Annotated in this window: 13 protein-coding genes; 11 read left to right on the top strand and 2 right to left on the bottom strand. The window is 71.4% G+C overall.

The features are described from left to right. Positions 1-116 precede the first annotated feature (116 nt). From ACZ4NT_RS29330 to ACZ4NT_RS29315, 4 genes are all read left to right on the top strand, one after another. Positions 117-1,313, top strand: coding sequence for a lipid II:glycine glycyltransferase FemX (locus tag ACZ4NT_RS29330; RefSeq protein ID WP_467728300.1), 1,197 nt, complete (start codon positions 117-119; stop codon positions 1,311-1,313). Between the two features lie 379 nt (positions 1,314-1,692). Next, positions 1,693-2,376, top strand: coding sequence for a response regulator (locus ACZ4NT_RS29325; protein WP_467728299.1), 684 nt, complete (start codon positions 1,693-1,695; stop codon positions 2,374-2,376). 41 nt (positions 2,377-2,417) lie between these two features. Beyond that, on the top strand, positions 2,418-3,923 hold the full coding sequence (locus ACZ4NT_RS29320; protein WP_467728350.1) for an ATP-binding protein: 1,506 nt from the start codon (positions 2,418-2,420) through the stop codon (positions 3,921-3,923). Beyond that, complete coding sequence (locus ACZ4NT_RS29315) at positions 3,923-4,531, top strand: hypothetical protein (RefSeq protein ID WP_467728298.1); 609 nt, start codon at positions 3,923-3,925, stop codon at positions 4,529-4,531. The genes ACZ4NT_RS29320 and ACZ4NT_RS29315 overlap by 1 nt, the downstream gene beginning before the upstream one ends. A gap of 190 nt (positions 4,532-4,721) precedes the next feature. Here the strand turns inward: ACZ4NT_RS29315 and ACZ4NT_RS29310 are convergent, their stop codons facing one another. Next, a complete protein-coding gene (locus ACZ4NT_RS29310) occupies positions 4,722-6,212 on the bottom strand; it encodes an FG-GAP-like repeat-containing protein (protein WP_467728297.1) in 1,491 nt (496 codons plus the stop codon). A gap of 314 nt (positions 6,213-6,526) precedes the next feature. Here ACZ4NT_RS29310 and ACZ4NT_RS29305 point away from each other — a divergent pair, with 314 nt between their 5' ends. The 5 genes from ACZ4NT_RS29305 to ACZ4NT_RS29285 all read left to right on the top strand — a co-directional run bounded on the left by ACZ4NT_RS29305 (position 6,527) and on the right by ACZ4NT_RS29285 (position 10,326). Continuing rightward, on the top strand, positions 6,527-6,844 hold the full coding sequence (locus ACZ4NT_RS29305) for a hypothetical protein (RefSeq protein WP_467728296.1): 318 nt from the start codon (positions 6,527-6,529) through the stop codon (positions 6,842-6,844). 284 nt (positions 6,845-7,128) lie between these two features. Beyond that, entirely contained in the window at positions 7,129-7,431 is a 303-nt protein-coding gene (locus tag ACZ4NT_RS29300) for an antibiotic biosynthesis monooxygenase (protein WP_121407772.1), read from the top strand. Positions 7,432-8,097: 666 nt separating this feature from the next. Further along, positions 8,098-8,490: a peptidase inhibitor family I36 protein gene (locus ACZ4NT_RS29295; protein WP_121407771.1), complete on the top strand. Its 393-nt coding sequence runs from the start codon at positions 8,098-8,100 to the stop codon at positions 8,488-8,490. A 162-nt stretch (positions 8,491-8,652) separates the two neighbouring features. Then, positions 8,653-9,570 carry a hypothetical protein gene (locus ACZ4NT_RS29290; protein ID WP_467728295.1) on the top strand — a complete coding sequence of 306 codons (918 nt, stop codon included), beginning with the start codon at positions 8,653-8,655 and terminating at the stop codon, positions 9,568-9,570. Between the two features lie 78 nt (positions 9,571-9,648). Next, positions 9,649-10,326 (top strand): alpha/beta fold hydrolase, encoded by a 678-nt coding sequence (locus tag ACZ4NT_RS29285; protein ID WP_467728294.1) that lies wholly within the window; start codon positions 9,649-9,651, stop codon positions 10,324-10,326. A 91-nt stretch (positions 10,327-10,417) separates the two neighbouring features. On the opposite strand, the gene ACZ4NT_RS29280 is transcribed toward ACZ4NT_RS29285, so the two are convergent. Beyond that, positions 10,418-12,316: a hypothetical protein gene (locus ACZ4NT_RS29280; protein WP_467728293.1), complete on the bottom strand. Its 1,899-nt coding sequence runs from the start codon at positions 12,314-12,316 to the stop codon at positions 10,418-10,420. A gap of 383 nt (positions 12,317-12,699) precedes the next feature. Between ACZ4NT_RS29280 and ACZ4NT_RS29275 the strand changes: the two genes are divergently transcribed. Continuing rightward, complete coding sequence (locus tag ACZ4NT_RS29275) at positions 12,700-16,569, top strand: nSTAND1 domain-containing NTPase (RefSeq protein WP_467728292.1); 3,870 nt, start codon at positions 12,700-12,702, stop codon at positions 16,567-16,569. Between the two features lie 188 nt (positions 16,570-16,757). Next, complete coding sequence (locus tag ACZ4NT_RS29270) at positions 16,758-17,669, top strand: NlpC/P60 family protein (RefSeq protein WP_467728291.1); 912 nt, start codon at positions 16,758-16,760, stop codon at positions 17,667-17,669. The last annotated feature ends 116 nt before the right edge of the window (positions 17,670-17,785 follow it).

Here is a 17,785-nt window from a genome sequence, read left to right as displayed (position 1 = left end):
GTTGGTGAGAAACGGTCATGGCCTCGTCACATACAGCGCGCGGAGCGGTCATGGGCGGTTGTGAGCATCCTCAGCGACCCCGTCGCCAGCCGGGGAGACCAATGAGGGATCAGATCGTGTCAGCACTGCTCGTACCACCCGGCCGTGTCCCTCGAGCGGGGAAGGAACCCGTGTCCCTCGGGCCGGTCACGCCAGGGGCATACCGTGCCTTCCTGTCGTCGCCCGCCGGCCGGTTCCTCGGCCCCGGTTTCCTGCAGTGCCCCTCCTGGGCCGACGTGAAGGAGGGCTGGCAGGCGCGGCTGCTCGGCTGGGGAGCGGACCCGGGATCGGGTGCCTTGAGCGGAGTGGCGCTTGTGCTCTTGCGTCAATTCCCCGGCACGCGCCGATTCTTCGCCTACCTTCCCGAGGGACCCGTGGCCGACTGGGCGGATCCCGACGTGGACTTGTGGCTCACGCCGCTGCTCGACCATCTGCGCGACGCGGGCGTGTTCGCCGTACGTATGGGTCCCTCGCCCGCCTACCGGCGCTGGGACGCCTCCGCGCTGAAGGCCCTTACCGGTCCGGGCCGCCGGCTCGGCGACGTGCTCGCCAGCGAGGTCGACCCGCTCGGCAGCGCCGTCGCCGACCGGCTGCGCGCCCGGGGGTGGCACCGCTGCGGCAGTGAGGGGTCCACGGACGGCGGGGACGCCCAGCCTCGCCACGTCTTCCGGATACCGCTCGCCGGACGCACCACCGAGGATCTGTGGTCCGGCCTCAACCAGGAGTGGCGGCGCAACGTCCGGCGCGCTCGGAAGGAGGGCGTGGAGGTGGTCGTGGGCGGTGCTGCCGAACTCCCCGCGTTCCACCGGCTGCTGGGCATCACGGAGCAGCGGGACGGCTTCCGGCTCGGACGCTCCCTCGCCTACTACGAGCGTCAGTACGCGGCACTCAACGCCGAGGAGCCGGGACGAATGAAGCTGTATCTCGCCCGTCACCGCGGTGAGATCCTTGCGGCTCACACGATGATCACGGTGGGTGGCCGGGTCTGGTACCAGACCGGCGCATCGGCCGACCATCGCCGGGAGGTACGGCCCTCGAACGCCTTGCAGTGGCGGATGCTGTCGGACGCGCACGCGCTCGGCGCCGGCGTCTACGACATGCGCGGCGTACCCTCCACCCTCGACCCTGCCGAACGGGCGTATGGGCTACTGCGGTGGAAGCTCGGCACCGGCGGGCAGGTCGTCGAGACGCTGGGGGAGTGGGAGAAGCCGTTGGGCGGCACCGCCAACCAGACCCTCTACCGCGCCTTCCAGGCGTACCTGAACCGCCGGTGAGCGCCAACCCTCCGACCGTACGGACACCACCATGTCCGGCCGGATGAAGAACGGTCCGGCGACGGCAGCTTGGTAACGGCAAGCGGCCAACTCCCCGGCGGGGAACGTGCGTAGCCCGCCTCCGCGGTGCGCAGCAGCGCCGTCATGGCTGACGGGTCGCTCCTCGTCGTCGCGGTCCCCGCCACCCTGCTCGGTCACTTGGCCGGGCGGTCGCCGCACGGGCGGATGCGCTCGCCGCTGCAACCGCCGGGGCCGCTGTCGTCGTGCTCACCTTTGCCGTACTCGCCCGCCCGCTGCGGCTCAGCGAACTCGACGTCCCGCTCTCCGTCCTGCGCCGAAGAGTGGCCCGGTCCTGACCACCACCGAGGGAGAACTGCCCATGCCCCGCGTGCTCCTCATCGAGGACGACCCTTCCGTACGCGAAGGAGTCGAACTCGGTCTGCGCCGCCGTGGACACGACGTGAGGGTGGCCGCGACCGGCGAGGCCGGTCTCGCCGCACTCGCCGAATTCCGCCCCGATCTGATGCTGCTGGACCTGATGCTTCCCGGCATGAACGGTGTGCAGGTCTGTCGGCGGGTACGGGAGCACAATCAGCTGCCCATCATCATGCTCACGGCGCGGGGCGACGACTTCGACGTGGTGATCGGCCTGGAGGCCGGTGCCGACGACTACATCGTCAAGCCCGCCCGCACCGAGGTGATCGAGGCCCGCATCAGCGCCGTACTGCGCCGCATCGACAACAGCGGTCAGGCCCGGACGGCCGTCGAGGTCCACGGCGACCTGGCCATCGACCGCACCGGACTGAGCGTCACCAAGTCCGGCAGGCCCCTCCCGCTCGCCCCCTCCGAACTCAAGCTGCTGCTGCATCTGTCCGCCGCCCCCGAGCAGGTGTTCAGCAGACAGCAACTGCTGGAGCACGTGTGGGAGCACAGCTTCCACGCCGACGCGCGACTGGTCGATGCCTGCGTCGCCCGACTGCGCAGCAAGATCGAGGACGAGGCGGGCAGCCCCCGGTACATCCAGACGCTGCGGGGCTTCGGCTACCGCTTCGGGCCCCTGTGACCTCCGCCCTCAGCCTCAAGCGCCGCACTCGCGGCGCCGGCATCGGACGCCGCCCCGCCGCCGACGACACGAGACCCGCAGACCCTCCCGCGCCCCGGAGGCGGGCCCGGGCATTCGGTCTGCGCACCCGGCTCGTGGCGGCCTTCCTGCTGGTCGCCGCCGTCAGCGCGGGCACCACCTCCGCACTGACCTACCGCGAGGCCCGCAACGCCTTGCTGAAGACGGCCCAGGACACCGCGGTCTCCTCGTTCCGCGAGCAGGTCCAGCAGACCGGCTGGCCCCTGCCCGTCCAGGAGGAAGGACTGGAGGAAACCCTGCGCAACATCGCCCGCACGGGGAAGCCCCACCCCTGGGTCGTCTTCGCGGAGTACGGATCGATCCGGGCGTCCTCCGGTGAGAACCCCGTCTCCACTGTCATCACGCCCGCCCTGCGCCGCGCCGCACGGGCCCATCCCAACGGCAGCTTCGAACGGGTCGTCAAGGACGGAGTGCCCTACCTGACCATCGCCATGCCCACCGTCTTCAAGACCGGCCCCCACAGCGTGCTGCCCAGCGGACTCATTCTCTACGCCGTCACGCGCATGACCGACGAACAGGTCAACGTCGACGCGCTCCTCATGGCCGGCCGCGACGGTGCCCTGCCCGGCCTCGCCGTCGCGCTGATCCCCGGCCTGTTCGCCGCTCGCAGCGTGCTGCGCCCCGTGCGCGAACTGCGCAAGGCCGCCCAGAGCATGGGCAGTGGCAGACTGGACACGCGTATCACGGTGCGCGGCAGCGACGAACTGGCGGATCTGGCCCGCACCTTCAACGAGTCCGCGGCCGCACTGGAGACCTCCGTGCGCGAGCTGCGCGAGGCCGAGGCGCGCGCTCGACGGTTCGCCTCCGACGTCTCCCACGAACTGCGCACCCCGCTCGCCGGCATGCTGGCCGTCACCGAGGTCCTCGACGAGGACGCCGACCGGCTGGACTCCGACACCGCCCGGGCAGTACGCCTGGTCAGCGCCGAGACCGGAAATCTCGCCGTGCTGGTCGAGGACCTGATGGAGATCTCCCGCTTCGACGCCCGCGCGGCCGAGCTCAATGCCGACGAAGTCGACGTGGCGCAGACCATCGACAAGACGCTGCAGAACAGGCACTGGACCGACGAACGCGTCCGTACCCGTCTGCCTTCCGGAATCCGCGCCAGGATCGACCCACGCCGCTTCGACGTCGTGGTCGCCAACCTCGTCGGCAACGCCCTGCGGCACGGCGGCGCGCCCGTCAGCGTGAGCCTGCGCAGCGAGCCGCGTGCATCCGGCCCGCCCGTGCTGGTCACCGAGGTCGCCGACAGCGGGCCCGGCATCCGGCCCGAGGTGCTTCCGCACATCTTCGACCGGTTCTACAAGGCCGATGCCGCGCGCACGAGGTCGGCGGGCAGCGGCCTGGGGCTGGCCATCACCCTGGAGAACGTGCGGCTGCACGGCGGAACCGTCCGCGCCGCGAACCTCCCCGGGGGCGGCGCCGTCTTCACTGTCGAGATACCGCTCCACCTGGAGGAGAGCCCCTGATGAGGCGCTTGCGTGTGTGCCGGCCTGGCGTCGCTGTCGCCGTCGCGTCAGGAATGGTGCTGCTCGGCGGCTGCGGCATCCAGGGGACCGACGTCATCGAAGCAGGAGGTCCGGCCTCCTTCCAAGCGTTCTTCGACGACGAAACCGAGATGCTGCTCTTCTTCCACTCCCGCGACGGCCAGCTCAATCCAGTGATCCGGCCCGCCCAGCCCGCGATGGAGTACGGCTCCGACGGCGGGATGGTCGCCACCGCGAGCCCCACTGGCGCGGACACCCCATCCGAGGTGCCGACGGAGCAGGTGATCGTCGCGCTGCTTTCCGGCCCCGATGCACAGGACCGGAAAGCAGGGCTCCGCACGTCCCTTCCGCCCGCTTCGCCGGACCGACCGTCTCAGGTGAAGGTCTCGCCGGACGGCAACCGGGTCACGACCGACCTGCCTCTGGCCCTGGCGGGCTTGAAGCGGACCGGCCTGCAACAACTGATCTGCACCATCGCCTACAGCCACGACGCCGACGGCCGGGTCACCGTGCGACTGAAGGGGACGGACGGCGTGTCGAGGTCAGGAACCTGCGACCGCGCCTTTTCGGTGCCGAGGCCTCAACCCTGACGGTTGGCGTGTCGGCCTCGGTTGCGAAGACGCGTATCAAGGGCGATCCGGGCGTACCGATGGTCGCCGCCCCACGCAGTGGAGACCACCAGTCAGAGGTCGACCGGCGCGGTCGGCCGGTGCTGCATTCCGACGGCCGCGGCGACGCACGTGCGGCGTCGTACCCGACACCGGTCAGGCACTGTCCGCATCAACTCTCGATGTGCGGGCTGGTGAAGGCGCCACCGAAGGAGCCCTTGGTCGTTTCGCCGACGATGATGCCGGCGTTCTCGCCGCACAGGTTGACCGAGCCGGTCAGTACGGGGCCGGAGGCCGAGCCGCGGGCCACCCAGAGGCAGCCGTCGTCGTTCTCGCTCGGGGCGCCCACGACTGTCTCCGCCTTGCCGTCCTTGTTGAGGTCGGCGAGGTGGACGGCGGCGCCGAACCCGTCGCCCGCCTCCGCGGTGCCGGGGATGTCCGCGGTGCTCTGGGTGTAGCCGGCTGCCTGGGCAGTCGTCAGACCGGAGGCGGAGCCGCGCAGGAGGACTGCGGTGCCGGCCGAGGCGAGTGAACCCACGGCCTCCTCGGGGGAGCCGACCAGGACGTCGGCGTACCCGTCGCCGTCTACGTCGCCGACACTCAGGGACTGGCCGAACCAGTCGCCCCACTCCGCGGTGCCGGGAACGCCCGCCGTGTCCTGGTGGAAGACCTGCGGTTGCTGTTCGGCGGTGATGCCCGCGGCGGAGCCGTAGAGAACCTGGATCTCGCCGCCGCGGTGGGCCGCAGGGGTGGGTGCGTTGAAGTGCGAGTCGTCGCCTGCGATGCCGGTGACGAGGTCGCCGTAACCGTCGCCGTTGATGTCGCCGATCTGTCCCGCGTGGCCGTCGGCGTACGGCAGGTCGATGCCCCGGTTGACGAACGGGTCCTCGGGATCGGGGGCACCCGCGTCGAGGATCACCGGTCCGCGGATGTCGCCGTCGGTGGGCCCGGCCAGGTAGAAGCGCTCGGCGCCGCCGTCGCCGTCCACGTCGCCCATCACCACGCCGCGGGCGTTCTCCCGTCCCTCGAGGTAGCGGGCAGCGGCCTGACCCGTGCGGGTGAAGGGGCCGCTGTAGGAGGCGGGGCTGCAGGCCGAGCCGACACCGACCTCCGGGGCCCCGTCGCCGTTCATGTCGCCGCTGGCGATGGACATCCCGAATCGGCAGTAGCGCCTGCCCTCGCCGAATCCGGCCGGAGGGGCGATGGTCGCGCCGCCAGTGAGTCCGTTCGCCCCGCCCCACACCACGGTCACGGAACCCCGGGACTCGACGCCGTCGACGTCCTCGCCGGGAGCACCGACGAGCAGGTCGGCGTACCCGTCGCGGTCCAGGTCGGCACTGGCCACAGTCCTGCCGAAGCGGTCGGATTCCTCGGGAGTTCCGGGAACTCCGGAGGACGCCTGGGTGATGACCGTACGGCGCGTCGTACTCACCGAGGACGCGGAGCCCCAGAGCACGACGACCGAACCTGCCTCTTCCACCGTGCCGTTGGCGGCCCCCGGAGCTGCGACAGCCAGGTCGCGGTAGCCGTCGCCGTTGAAGTCGTCCTGCACGGCCGCCGTGTTGGCGCCCTTGAAGGGGGCATCGGCGGACGACGTCACCGGCGTGAGGGTGACAGCGACGGAGGCGGTGAGCACGGCGGTCGCCGTGACTGCTTTACGCAACGGAACTCCTTGTCAGAACAACAGATGCCCCCATGACGAACGAGCGGTACGAAAGGTTGTACGTACAGGCGCGCCAATTTCGCCTCTGCGGTTACCCCGTCCCTCGGTACGCCTGGGGGGGGGTCGGTTCATCGCCTCCTGTCCCCATAGCCACGTGCAGTGGTTGACGGGGCCCGTCCGGATCATGTTCCGCTGGCGCGCATCGAGCTGACCCGTCCCGGCACCGGGCCCTTGGCCGGTGGGCCACCCTCCACCACCTGGGCCGCGAAGGCGTCACCAGCCTGATCGAGCACTACCTGGCCCTCGCCGACGGGTTGTGCGCCCGGATCACCGCGGAACCGCGGCTGCGACTGCTGGCAGGCGGCCCGTGGCCGGTCGCGTGTGTCCGGATCACCGACCCGGGCGGGGTCGACCCGGACACCCTGCACGCCCGCATCGCCCGCCGGCTCCAGGACGACGGACGCGTCTACCTCGCCACCGCCGCGGTCCGCGGCCGCACCGTCCTGCGAGCCTGCCTGTGCACCTACCGCACCACTACCGACGACCTCGACCGGCTGACGCGTGAAGTCCTCCACGCCGCAGACGCCGAGCAGGACGCCGCCAGGGCCTATCAGCCGTCCGCGCGTCCGTGATCGCCGGGCGGCAGCCGGCGACGCCGACCTCCGCTCCGCCGGTGTGAATCCGCCGACCACAGGGCGCGGTCCACGCCGGGAAACGTCTGCTGCCCGAACACGCTCGTGAACACGGCCGAGGCGCCGACCGTGGGGACCCACCCCCACCGTCGGCTGGCGCCCTGTGGGAATGCGCCTCTCCTGAGGAGTGTGCTCCCATCGGCGTGTCCCGAAGAACGAATTGCCTCAAACGCTGCGATATTCGCGAATGAGTTGACATCAACGTAGCAATCGAAGGAGGAGCCATGGTGCGGGTCGGGTTGCTGGTCCGGGTGGAGGCGAAGCCGGGCAAGGAGGCAGAAGTAGCGCAGTTCCTGGCGGACGCCCAGGCGATCGTCGATCAGGAGCCGGACACCCGCGCCTGGTTCGCCGTCCAGTTCGACGCGTCCACGTTCGGCATTTTCGACGTCTTCCCCGACGACGCGGGCCGACAGGCGCACCTGGCCGGAGGCGTGGGCACGGCGCTCGGGGAGCGGGCAGCGGAGCTGTTCACCGTGTCGCCCGCGATCGAGAACGTCGACGTACTCGCATCGAAGCTGCCGAAATGATCCCGGACGGCTCGGCAGAACCCGAGAGATGACGCAGCGAGCCGACGGCCGGACTTGTCGCCACGTACCGCGCGGAGCGCCGTGCCCTACGCCCCACGCGAGCGACACGTTCTGGCGCGACGAGTCACCGAGGCTGTCGGGAAGCCGGTCACCAATGGAAGCCGATTCCTGAGCCGACATGTGCTTCGCCGCAAGCGCCATACGTTCTGGGAAACCCCCGATGGCAGCGCCATTTCCATCACGGGCATGAGCCTGATGATCGGCGTCGCGTTCCGGTGGACATCGTCTGCACCCCCACCCTCCTACGCGGTCGCCGTGACGGCGGAGGTGAGCCGGGCCGCGGTGGCCGCAGGCGCGAGAAAAACGTGGCCCTGTTCGTGGATCTGTCCAACCCCGGCGAGGCAGCCGTGCCTGCCCCGGTGCCCGCCGGGGCGGCCTGACTGCGGGAATGGCCTGCGTCAGCCGGTTCGCCGGCGCTGTTGTCGCCGGTGAGCTTCCTGGGGGGTCCGGCCGGGGTTGACCGCCTCGCCGAGAAGGACTGGTCGGAGCCGGTTTCCCCGCTTCCGCGGGCATGGGCAACGGGAAACCGGTCGCCCCGGGGGAGGTGGCGCGACCACATTGGAGCTCGAGAGACCAGGCAGCACCATCGATCAGGGGGAGACAACAGTGCGTTTCAAGAAGATTGCCGCGGCCGGGGCCGTCCTTGTGGCCACGGTGGCCGGAACGGTCGCCACATCGGGCTCGGCCCAGGCGGCGGGACACAACGGCGTCTGCGAGTCGGCCGAGATGTGCATGTACTGGGGTGGCGACCTCACCGGCTCCTTCCACGACTACTTCTACTCCACCAGTGACTTCGGCGGCGACGTCTTCCTGTCCGGCGGTTCCGGTCAGGGCCAGCGGGTCAAGAACAACTCGGCGTCGGCATACAACCGCTGGAGCCTGCTCGGCCGCGTCTACTACAACGAGAACTTCAGCGGCCCCTACGACAACGTGCCGGCCTACGGCTCGGTGAACCTGGTGAACGCCTGGAACGACAACGCGTCGTTCAACTGGGTGTGACCACGGCACGCTCCTCTGCGTGCGGCAACGGCACGTCGTAGCCGGCGGGGCTCGTCCGTAGTGGGCGGGCCCCGCGGGTTCGCTTGTGCTCGCGGCGCGTGGGGACGGCACCCACCCGAGCAGGGCACCAGGAGCAGCGAACAAGTGAGGAGGGGAAGACCCATGAAAGCGAGGACGCTCGGCGCGGTTGCCCTGATGATGGCCAGTGTCGTCGGCTGCTCCGCGGCCACGGCGAACGGTGACGGGGCCGCCGGACGCCCCGCCGTGGAGACGACGCCGACGGTTCTCGACCCGGCGAAGTTGCAACTGCCGTTGGAGAAATACCAGTTCAGTGACACTGAGTGGGACCGGCTCAACCGGGCGCAGAACCTTCTGGCCGTGGCGTGCATGAAGCGGTACGGCATCGAGTACCGGCTGCCCGCCAAGGCAGCCGACACTGTGGTCCGTTCACGCACCGAGCGCCGCTACGGCCTCGCCGACGTGCGACTCGCCCGGGCCAGTGGCTACCACCTTCCGGAGGCCATGAGCGCCGTACCCCCGGACCCGCCCCGGCTGAGCGAGGCCCAGTTGACGGTCCTCGCCGGTCCGGCACCGGGCAGTGCCCGGGCGGGTAGCCACGAACCTCTCACCTACCGCGGTGCCACCGTGCCGGACGGGGGTTGCATGGGCGAGGCGCGGCGCACCCTGGTGGGGAAGGGGCAGCTCGGCGACGCCGACATCGTGCGGCGCATCGACAGTGACAGTGTGGTGAAGGCAGCGAAGGATCCGAGGGTGAGGCGAGTGTTCCGCTCCTGGGCGGCGTGCATGAGCGAGAAGGGCCACCACTACCGGGATCCCTGGCAGGCCATCAACGACAAGGCGTTCAGCGGTTCACGCGTTTCGGACCGGGAGAAGACCGTGGCGAAGGACGACGTGACGTGCAAGCGGCGTACCAATGTGGTCGGCGCCTGGTATGCCGTCGATGCCGCCTATCAGAAGCAGATCCTGAACGCGGGCGGCGATCGGGTCGCACGGCTGGCCGCCCACAAGCACGATCAACTCGCCGCAGCGGACCGGGCGATCCGCGCGGCTGTCGGCTGATCCTCATCCCTGCCTTCTCGTCAAGGAACCCGTCGGACGCAAGCGCCTCCGCGTGTCCGCTCGACTTACGATGACGCGGTGAGATTCGTGATGGTGCCGGGCGGTTGGCAGGGCGGGTGGGTGTTCGACGCGGTGGCTGCCGAGCTGCACCGTGACAGTCACCTCGTCGAAGGGGTGACCTTGTCGGGGCTGGAGGCGGGCGGCCCAGCGGATGGGGACCGTCCGCCGAACCTCGACACCCATATCGACCAGGTGGCCGAGATCATCGACCGCGGCGACGGAACGCCTGTCGCCCTGTGCGGGCACAGCTACGGCGGGATGGTGATCGCCGGTGTCGCGGACCGGCTCGGCGACCGTCTGGACCAGCTCGTCTTCATCGACGCCTACGTCCCGGAAGACGGGGATTCCTGCTGGTCGTTGACCAGCGACCGCTTCCGGGAGTTGTTCATCGCCGGCGCCCGCGCCGACGGGCGATGGGTGGCGGTCCCCGAGGGGCTCGACCCTCGCGCACGGCCCCACCCACTGGCGAGCTTCGTCCAGTCGATCAGGCTGAGAAGCGACTCCAGCAGTCTGCCCGGCCGAACGTTCATCAGTGGCGGCGCCCGGCCGGGCAGCCCGTTCGTGACCCTGACCGAACGGTTGCGCAACGACCCGGCCTGGCGCGTTCACGAGATCCCCGTCGGCCACAACATCGCCCGACGGGACCCGCACCGGCTCGCGGCCGTTCTCGGTTCTTCGGCGCCCCACTCGGCCTGACGCACGACCGCTCACCCCCGTCGGCGTGCCCGCCGCAACGGATCACCGAGTCGCGTGGACCACAGACCCGGGCGGGACCGGACGTCGATGTTCAGCGCTGGGCTGCGGCGGCCGCGACAAGGAGGCGGTGCAGTACGGGGACCGGGACCGCGGGGTTGGTGCTCGCCGCGGAGGCCGTGTTGCGTTCGTGCAGCAGCCCGGCCAGGACGCGGGCCGGCAGTCGCGGATTGCGCATCACGGTGACGCGGACGTGAGCATCCGGGTCGTTCAGCAGCCGCACCGCGTCGGCCGGCGTGAGCCGGGGGTCCTCAGCCGCGCGGCGGCGCACCTCTGGTTCGGGATCCCGGGCCAGGCGTGCGACGTCGGCCGGTGTCGACTCCGGATCGTCCAGGGCCAGGCGGCGCATGCGCCCGCTGGGGTCGGCGGCGTAGCGGAGCAGGCCCGCGCGGGGGAAGTTGGGGTGGCTTCGGGGCCGGCCGGGATGGCTGAAGCTGCCGTCCCACCAACGCCAGACCTCCAGCAGCAGGTCGGCCGGCGCGTCTTCGCACGACTCGGCGAGGAACAGGCGGACCGTTCGGTCCCCGTCGCGCGCCAGGCGTGCCACGACATCCGGCGGGAGACGCCGGGCTCGGGCCACACTGCGGCGGACCAGCGGGTGGGAGGAGGCCGACAGGCGGCGCATCGCGTCGGCGTTGCCGTGCAGGTCTTCGACCCAGGGCAGGGCGTGCGACATCGACGTCGGGTCGAAGTCTTGCCGGATTGCAGCGCGTTGCTCCTCGGTGAGGTCGGGCCGTAGCGCCACGGCGGAGCGGACGTCGTCCAGCGGGTCCTCCGCCAGTACGGCGACGCCGTGCGCGCTCAGGCACGGATTGGCGGCCAGTGCCCGACGTACCTCAGCGCCTCCGTCCCGGACCAGCTCCGCCTCCAACTCGGGCGCAATGCGGCACCGTTCGAGTGCCTGTCGCGGATCGGGCAGTGCGGTGAAGACCTCGCGAGGCACGGGTGGGCCGGTGTGGTGGGCGAGGAGCGCAGCGGTTCTCACGGCGTGGTCGGTGTCGGTCAGCAGCGGCTCGGCGAGGTCCTTCCACCGGGCACACGCCGAGATCCGCAGCCGTGGATCTTCATCCGCCGCGAGGTCGGGGAGGAGCCGGGTGGGAAGCGCCGGGAGTTCGGCGGCCTGCGCGCGGGACGGGCCGGCGAGGAGGTCGTCGTACAGGTCCTCGGGGAGTTCGGCGCCCCAGCGGCGAGCGTGCTCCGCCCAGAGCACGCGTCGATCGGGTGACGGCTCGGCGCGGACCAGGCGTACCCACTGATCGGACGTGAGTCTGGGCCGGAAGGTGTCGGCGGGCCTCGACCGCACTCGCGGATCGGGGTGCGCCAAGGCGGCGTCGAGCACGGCGGGCCGGTCGCATCCGTGCAGGAAGCCGGGCTCCACATCCAGCAGCCGGATCAGGAGTTCGTCCGTCGCGGCCGAATTGGACCCGATCCCCTCCGCCCAGTGCAGCGGCCACGCAGGTTCGCCGGGCACCGCCGCCCACACCTCGGCGCGCTCGGCTTCCGTCTCGCGGCCGGCGGCCAAGGCGGCCTCCTCCAGCTGTTCCGGCAGTCCGTCGAGGGCCGTCGTCCGAGGCCCGCCCGCGCCGGGCACCTTCGCCAGCAGCACCTGGCCGTCGAGGGAGAGCGCCACGAATCCGGGGTCGTCGGTCAGCTCCGGCATGCCACCGCCGACGTGCCGGACCCGGGTCCACCAGGAGTCGTTGCCGCCGATCCGGTGCTTGAGCACCGCTACCAGGAACTCGCCGTCGGTACCGCAAAGTCGGCGCCACCACGCGGCATCGAGCGTTCCCCGGGTCGCGCCGTCGGGTGCCGCGACTCCGCGCGCGATCCGCCAGCCGGCCTCCGGCGGGAGGAGGCTGCCCGGGCGCACGTCCTCAACGGCCGTGAGTCCGGCGCGTTCCAGCAGTTCGTGGAGTTTCTCCGGGTGCCGCACATGGCCATGATCCTCTTCGGCCCGCGAGGGGACAAGGTCCTCGGCCCACGCTGCACGGTGCCCTGGTCCGTGCACGCCGTTGACGGCGACGTCGCGAGGGCGGTCCCACCCTGCCGGCCGGGATTGGCTCTCATGTGAGCAGGGACAGCTTGCCCCCACTCCGGCTGAGGAGCGCAGGCCGCGCACCCGCCGTCCCAGCCCGCCCGGGCCGGTCAGGGGGCGGCGTTCGCCTCCGCAATCCGTCCGGAGCACGTTCGCCCGCGCAATCCTTCCGGAGTACGTTCCACCGGTGCCCGGCGGTATGTCGGTGCCGAGCGGTAGCGTGATGAGTTCGCCGGTCTTGACCGGGCCGGCGGCTCGGCACGGACTGCCATGGGGGTGGCATGGACGAGCAATCGGACACGCTGGGAAGCGCTTTCGGAGCGGGGAGACCGGGCCCGGATGCCGCCGGCTTCGCCGTGCGGTTGCGGCAACTGCGCCACGAGCGGGGACTTTCACTGGCGGCGCTGGCGCGTCAGGTGCACTACAGCAAGGGCTATCTGAGCAAGATCGAGAACGGTGCGAAGCCGCCCACGGAAGACGTGGCGCGCCGGTGTGACGAGGTGCTGTCGGCGCGGGGAGAGTTGTTGCGGCTGTTACCGCGCGCGGTGGCCGACGGTGGCGCGGAGCGGGCCGCCGCGACGGAAGAGGCCGAACGAAGCCCGTACAGAGGGCTGTCCGCCTTCACCGCCCAGGACACCGAGTGGTTCTTCGGCCGGGAACAGGCGACAGCCGCGCTGCTGGACCGTGTCTTCGAACGCGTCGACCGCGGGCCGCTCATGCTGGTCGCGCCCTCGGGTTCCGGCAAGTCCTCACTCCTGAACGCCGGCCTGGTGCCCCGTCTGCGCCGTGGCTCCCTGCCCATGGCGGGTTCCGCCCAGTGGCCGGTGGTCGTGCTGACACCCACCGCTCACCCTTTGCAGGAACTGCTGTACAGCGTGGCCAAAGTCCTCGGTACCGATCTCGGCATCACCGCTGAGGACTTGGCCCGCGACCCGCACCTGCTGCTGCGGGCCGTGGACTCGGTCGCCGACGACCGGCCGGAGACGGCGGAGGACGTCCGGTCGCCGCGCCACCGCCTGGTGCTGCTGGTGGATCAGTTCGAAGAGGTCTTCACCCTGTGCACCGACGAGTCCGAGCGGCGTACCTTCATCCGGGTGCTGTCGGTGTCGGCGGCCGCACGGACGGCCGGGCGGCGGGACGCGGGACAGGAGCCGTCACCCGCGGCCGTCGTGGTGCTGGGCGTACGAGCCGACTTCTGCGGCCGCTGCCTCGAACACCCGGAGCTGACCGCGGCCTTCGGCGACGGCCTGTTCGTCCTCGGCCCCATGACGGTGGGGGAGTTGCGCACCGCGATCACCCATCCGGCCGAGCGGGCCGGCCTGACGATGGAGAACGGCCTGGTCCAGCTCATCCTGCGCGACCTGGGATCCTTTTCCGACCCCCGTACCGGTCCGGCCGACTCCACGCTCGCCCCGCGGGGTGCGCTCCCCCTGCTGTCCCACGCGCTGCTGGCCACCTGGCGGCATCGCGAGGGCAGGGTCCTCACCCTCGCCGGATACGAGCGCACCGCAGGCATCCGGGGAGCGGTCGCCCGGACCGCGGAGGACGTCTTCGCGCGGCTCCATCCGGGCGAACAGACGATGATCCGCCGCATGCTGGTGCGGCTCGTGCACGTCGACGAGGACGGCGGGCAGACCCGGCGGCGGGTGGATCGAGCCGCTCTGCTGGAGCGGCCGACGGAGGAGGACGACGCCGCCAGGGCACTGGACGCGTTCGTCCGCGCACGACTGATCACCCTGGACAGCGACACCGTGGAGATCACCCACGAGGCGCTGCTGCACGCCTGGCCGCGCCTGCGGGGATGGATCGAGGCGGGCCGCGCCGGGATGCTCATTCAGCAGCAACTCGCCGATGCCGCCGCGGAATGGGAGCGCGAGGCCCGGGATCCGTCGGCTCTCTACCGCGGCGGCCGGCTGGCCACCGTCCGGATGTGGGCGGCCGAGGACGTGGACGGCGCGGCCGCACTGAGTCCCCAGGAGGCCCGGTTCCTCGCGGCGAGCGAGGCGGAGGAGCGCCGCGGTCTGGAGCAGGCCCGGCGGCACGGTCGTCAGCAGCGGCGACTGCTCGCGATGCTGACCGTACTGTTGGTGCTGGCCGTCACCGCCGGTGCCCTCGCAGTGCAGCAGCGGTCCAGCGCGCTGGAGAAGGGGCGCATCTCCCGCTCGCAGGCCCTCGCCGCGGCTGCCGCGTCGCTGGCGGCCGGCCGGCCGGAGGAGTCCATGCTCATGGCCGCGCGGGCCTACCGCACGTCGCCGACCACGGAGGCCCGCGGTGCCTTGCTCAGCACACAGGCCCAGTACTTCGCGGGGCGGTTGACCGGACAGCGCGGGCCGGTCAACGACGTGGCCTTCGACGCCGCGGGCAAGCGGCTGGCGACGGCCAGTTCGGACGGGACCGTCGCGCTGTGGCGGACCTCGGACCGCCGGCGGATCGCGACCGTCACCGGGTCCGGCCGGGTGCGGTCGGTCGCGTTCAGCGCCGACGGGCACCTGCTCGCGGCGGCCCGCACGGACGGCACGGTGCAGTTGTGGGACACGGTGCACGGTCGGACTGTGGGACTGGTGCGGGCGCACGCCGGGCGGCTCGGAGATGTCGTGTTCGCGCCGCACGGCCGACGCTGGGCGTCGGCCGGCGCCGACGGCCGCATCCGGCTGTGGAACGGTCTCTCGGAGCGGTCGACCACCACCCTCACCGGCCACGGCGGAGGCGTCGACGCGTTGTCCTGGGCACCCGACGGCCGCACCCTGGCCTCCGCGGGCGTCGACGGGACCGTACGCCTGTGGGACGTGGCCGGACACCGTGAGCCGGTGGTGCTCACCGGGCACACCGACGGAGTACTGGGAGCCGCTTTCAGCCCGGACGGCCGCACCCTGGCCACGGGCGGCGCCGACCGCACGGTACGCCTGTGGGACGTGGACCGGCACAGAGCCGTCGCCACGCTCACCGGGCACGGTGACGACGTGAACGCCGTGGCGTTCACGCCCGACGGCACCACGGTGGTGAGCGCCTGCGGCGACGGAGCCGTGCGACTGTGGGACGTGGCCGGTCGCCGTCTGACCACCACGCTCGCCGGACACACCGACTACGTGATGGGTGTGGCGGTCAGTCCGTCCGGTTCCCTGCTGGCCAGCGCCGGGTTCGACCAGTCCACCGTGGTCTGGGACCTGGACCGCTCCGTGCTCACCGCGCGGCCCTTCACCGAGGTGTGGAAGGTGGCGCACAGCCCTGACGGGACCCTTCTGGCGACCGCCGACGCGGACCACACCGTGCGCCTGTGGGACGTGGCCGAACACCGACAGCTGGCGGTGCTGAGAGGGCACCGGGGCTCGGTGTTCGCGGTGGCGTTCAGCCCGGACGGCCGCACGCTCGCCTCGGCCGACTCCGACGCGACCGTGCGCTTGTGGGATGTGCCGGGACGCAGACAACTGGGCGTGCTGAGCGGGCATACGGGCTCGGTGTTCGCGGTGACGTTCGCGCCGGACGGCCGCACCGTGGCCTCGGCCGGATCCGACCACACCGTCCGGCTGTGGGACACGGCGACCCACCGACAGCTGGCAACGCTGCGCGGCCACACGGACTTTGCCAACGATGTCACGTTCAGCCCGGACGGCCGGACCCTCGCCAGCGCCGGGGACGACCTGACGGTGCGCCTGTGGGACGTGGCACGACAGCGCCCGCTGGGAGTACTGAAGGGGCACTCCGGCGCGGTGCGGGGGGTCGCCTTCAGCCCGGACGGCCGCAGACTGGCCAGTAGCGGCAACGACGGAACCGTACGGCTGTGGCGCACCGCGGACCGGCGTCTCCTGGCGACGCTGTCCGGCCACTCCGGCGCGGTGCGGGGAGTCGCCTTCAGCCCGGACGGCCGCACACTGGCCAGCAGCGGCAACGACCGCTCCGTACGGCTGTGGGACGTACCGGGACATCGCCTACTCGCCGCGCTGACGGGCCACACCAACGCGGTGTGGGGCGTCGGATTCGCCCCGGACGGCCACAGCCTGGCCAGCGCCAGCAACGACGGCACGGTGCGGTTGTGGGACCTCGACGTCGACGCCAGACTCACGGTCGTGTGCCGGCTCGGCGGCACGGCCGACGGGAAGCGCGGACACGGCGCCGCCACCCGACGGAATGCCGACGCGTCCTGCGACGGCTGAGAGCACCGGTCAGGCCGTTGACGGGCAGGGTTTCCCCGGGGGTTTCCCGTTTCCCGCCCGTACGGTCGACCCCGCGTCCCTGGACACGGCCGTCACGGCCGAACCAGCCTTGTGACGAGGGCATCGCCACCGGACAGGGCACGGCTCCGGACGACGAGCCCCGACCACCGACCGACGGGGGACACCACATGCGTACGCGCATCCGCGGCACACTGATCACGATCCTGAGCGTCCTCATGGCCTTGCCGGCCATGGTCCTGCTGAGCCCTCTCAGCGGGACCGCGTCGGCAGACGCGGTCACGACGGCATCCGCCGAACGAGCCGCCGACACCTGCGGGGTCCTGGCGCCGGGCGCCTCCGACGCCGCGGCCAGAGCGGTGGCCGCGGCCTGCGCGCAGGTCGCGGCCGGCACCTGGTACAGCTGGGGCGGCGGCCACGGTGCCGAGCCCGGCCCCACCTACGGCCAGATCGACCCCACCGATCCGGCCAGTGAACACGACCCGGAGCGTCGGGGCTTCGACTGCTCCGGCCTGGTCCGCTACGCCTACGCGCAGGCGGCCGGCTCCGACATCCTCAACGGCAGCGCGGCCACCCAGTACTACAGCGTCCGCGCCGCCGCACGCTTCACCGCCGCACAGGGACAGGCGCCGCTGCTCCCCGGTGACCTGCTGGCGTACGGCACGTCCGCCACCATCCATCACATCGCCATCTATCTCGGCGCGGGCAAGATGGTCGAGGCCCGGCAGTCCGGCACCCGCCTCATGGTCAGCGATGTACGTCTGGGCGGTGACTACTTCGGTGCGCTGCGGGTCAACACCGGCGCCGTGACCGGCCACGTCCACCGCACCTGGGGCACCGGAGTGTGGACGCACACCAAGGCCTCCACCCCCAGCCCGCGGGTCTACGCCTTCCCCGACGCCACCACCATCCGCGTCGAGTGCCAGAAGCACGCCGAGACCGTCACCGCCGAGGGCTACACGAACGACGCCTGGTCCTATCTGCCCGACTACCGGGCCTGGGTCACCAACATCTACATCCAGGGCCCGGCCTGGCTGGACGGGGTACCCACCTGCCGAGATGATCAGGGCAGCCAAGCCTGACACCGCGGGGGCCGGCACATTCCGTGGCGGGTCCCCCAGCGATTCCCGGTGCCGGGGCGCGTTCTCTACCCTCCGAAACATCTAACTCCGAAAGACGGCCGGCCGTTCCCCCTCTT

Source organism: Streptomyces sp. NPDC026417 (genome assembly GCF_055567695.1).
This window is presented reverse-complemented; position numbering and strand designations above follow the sequence as displayed.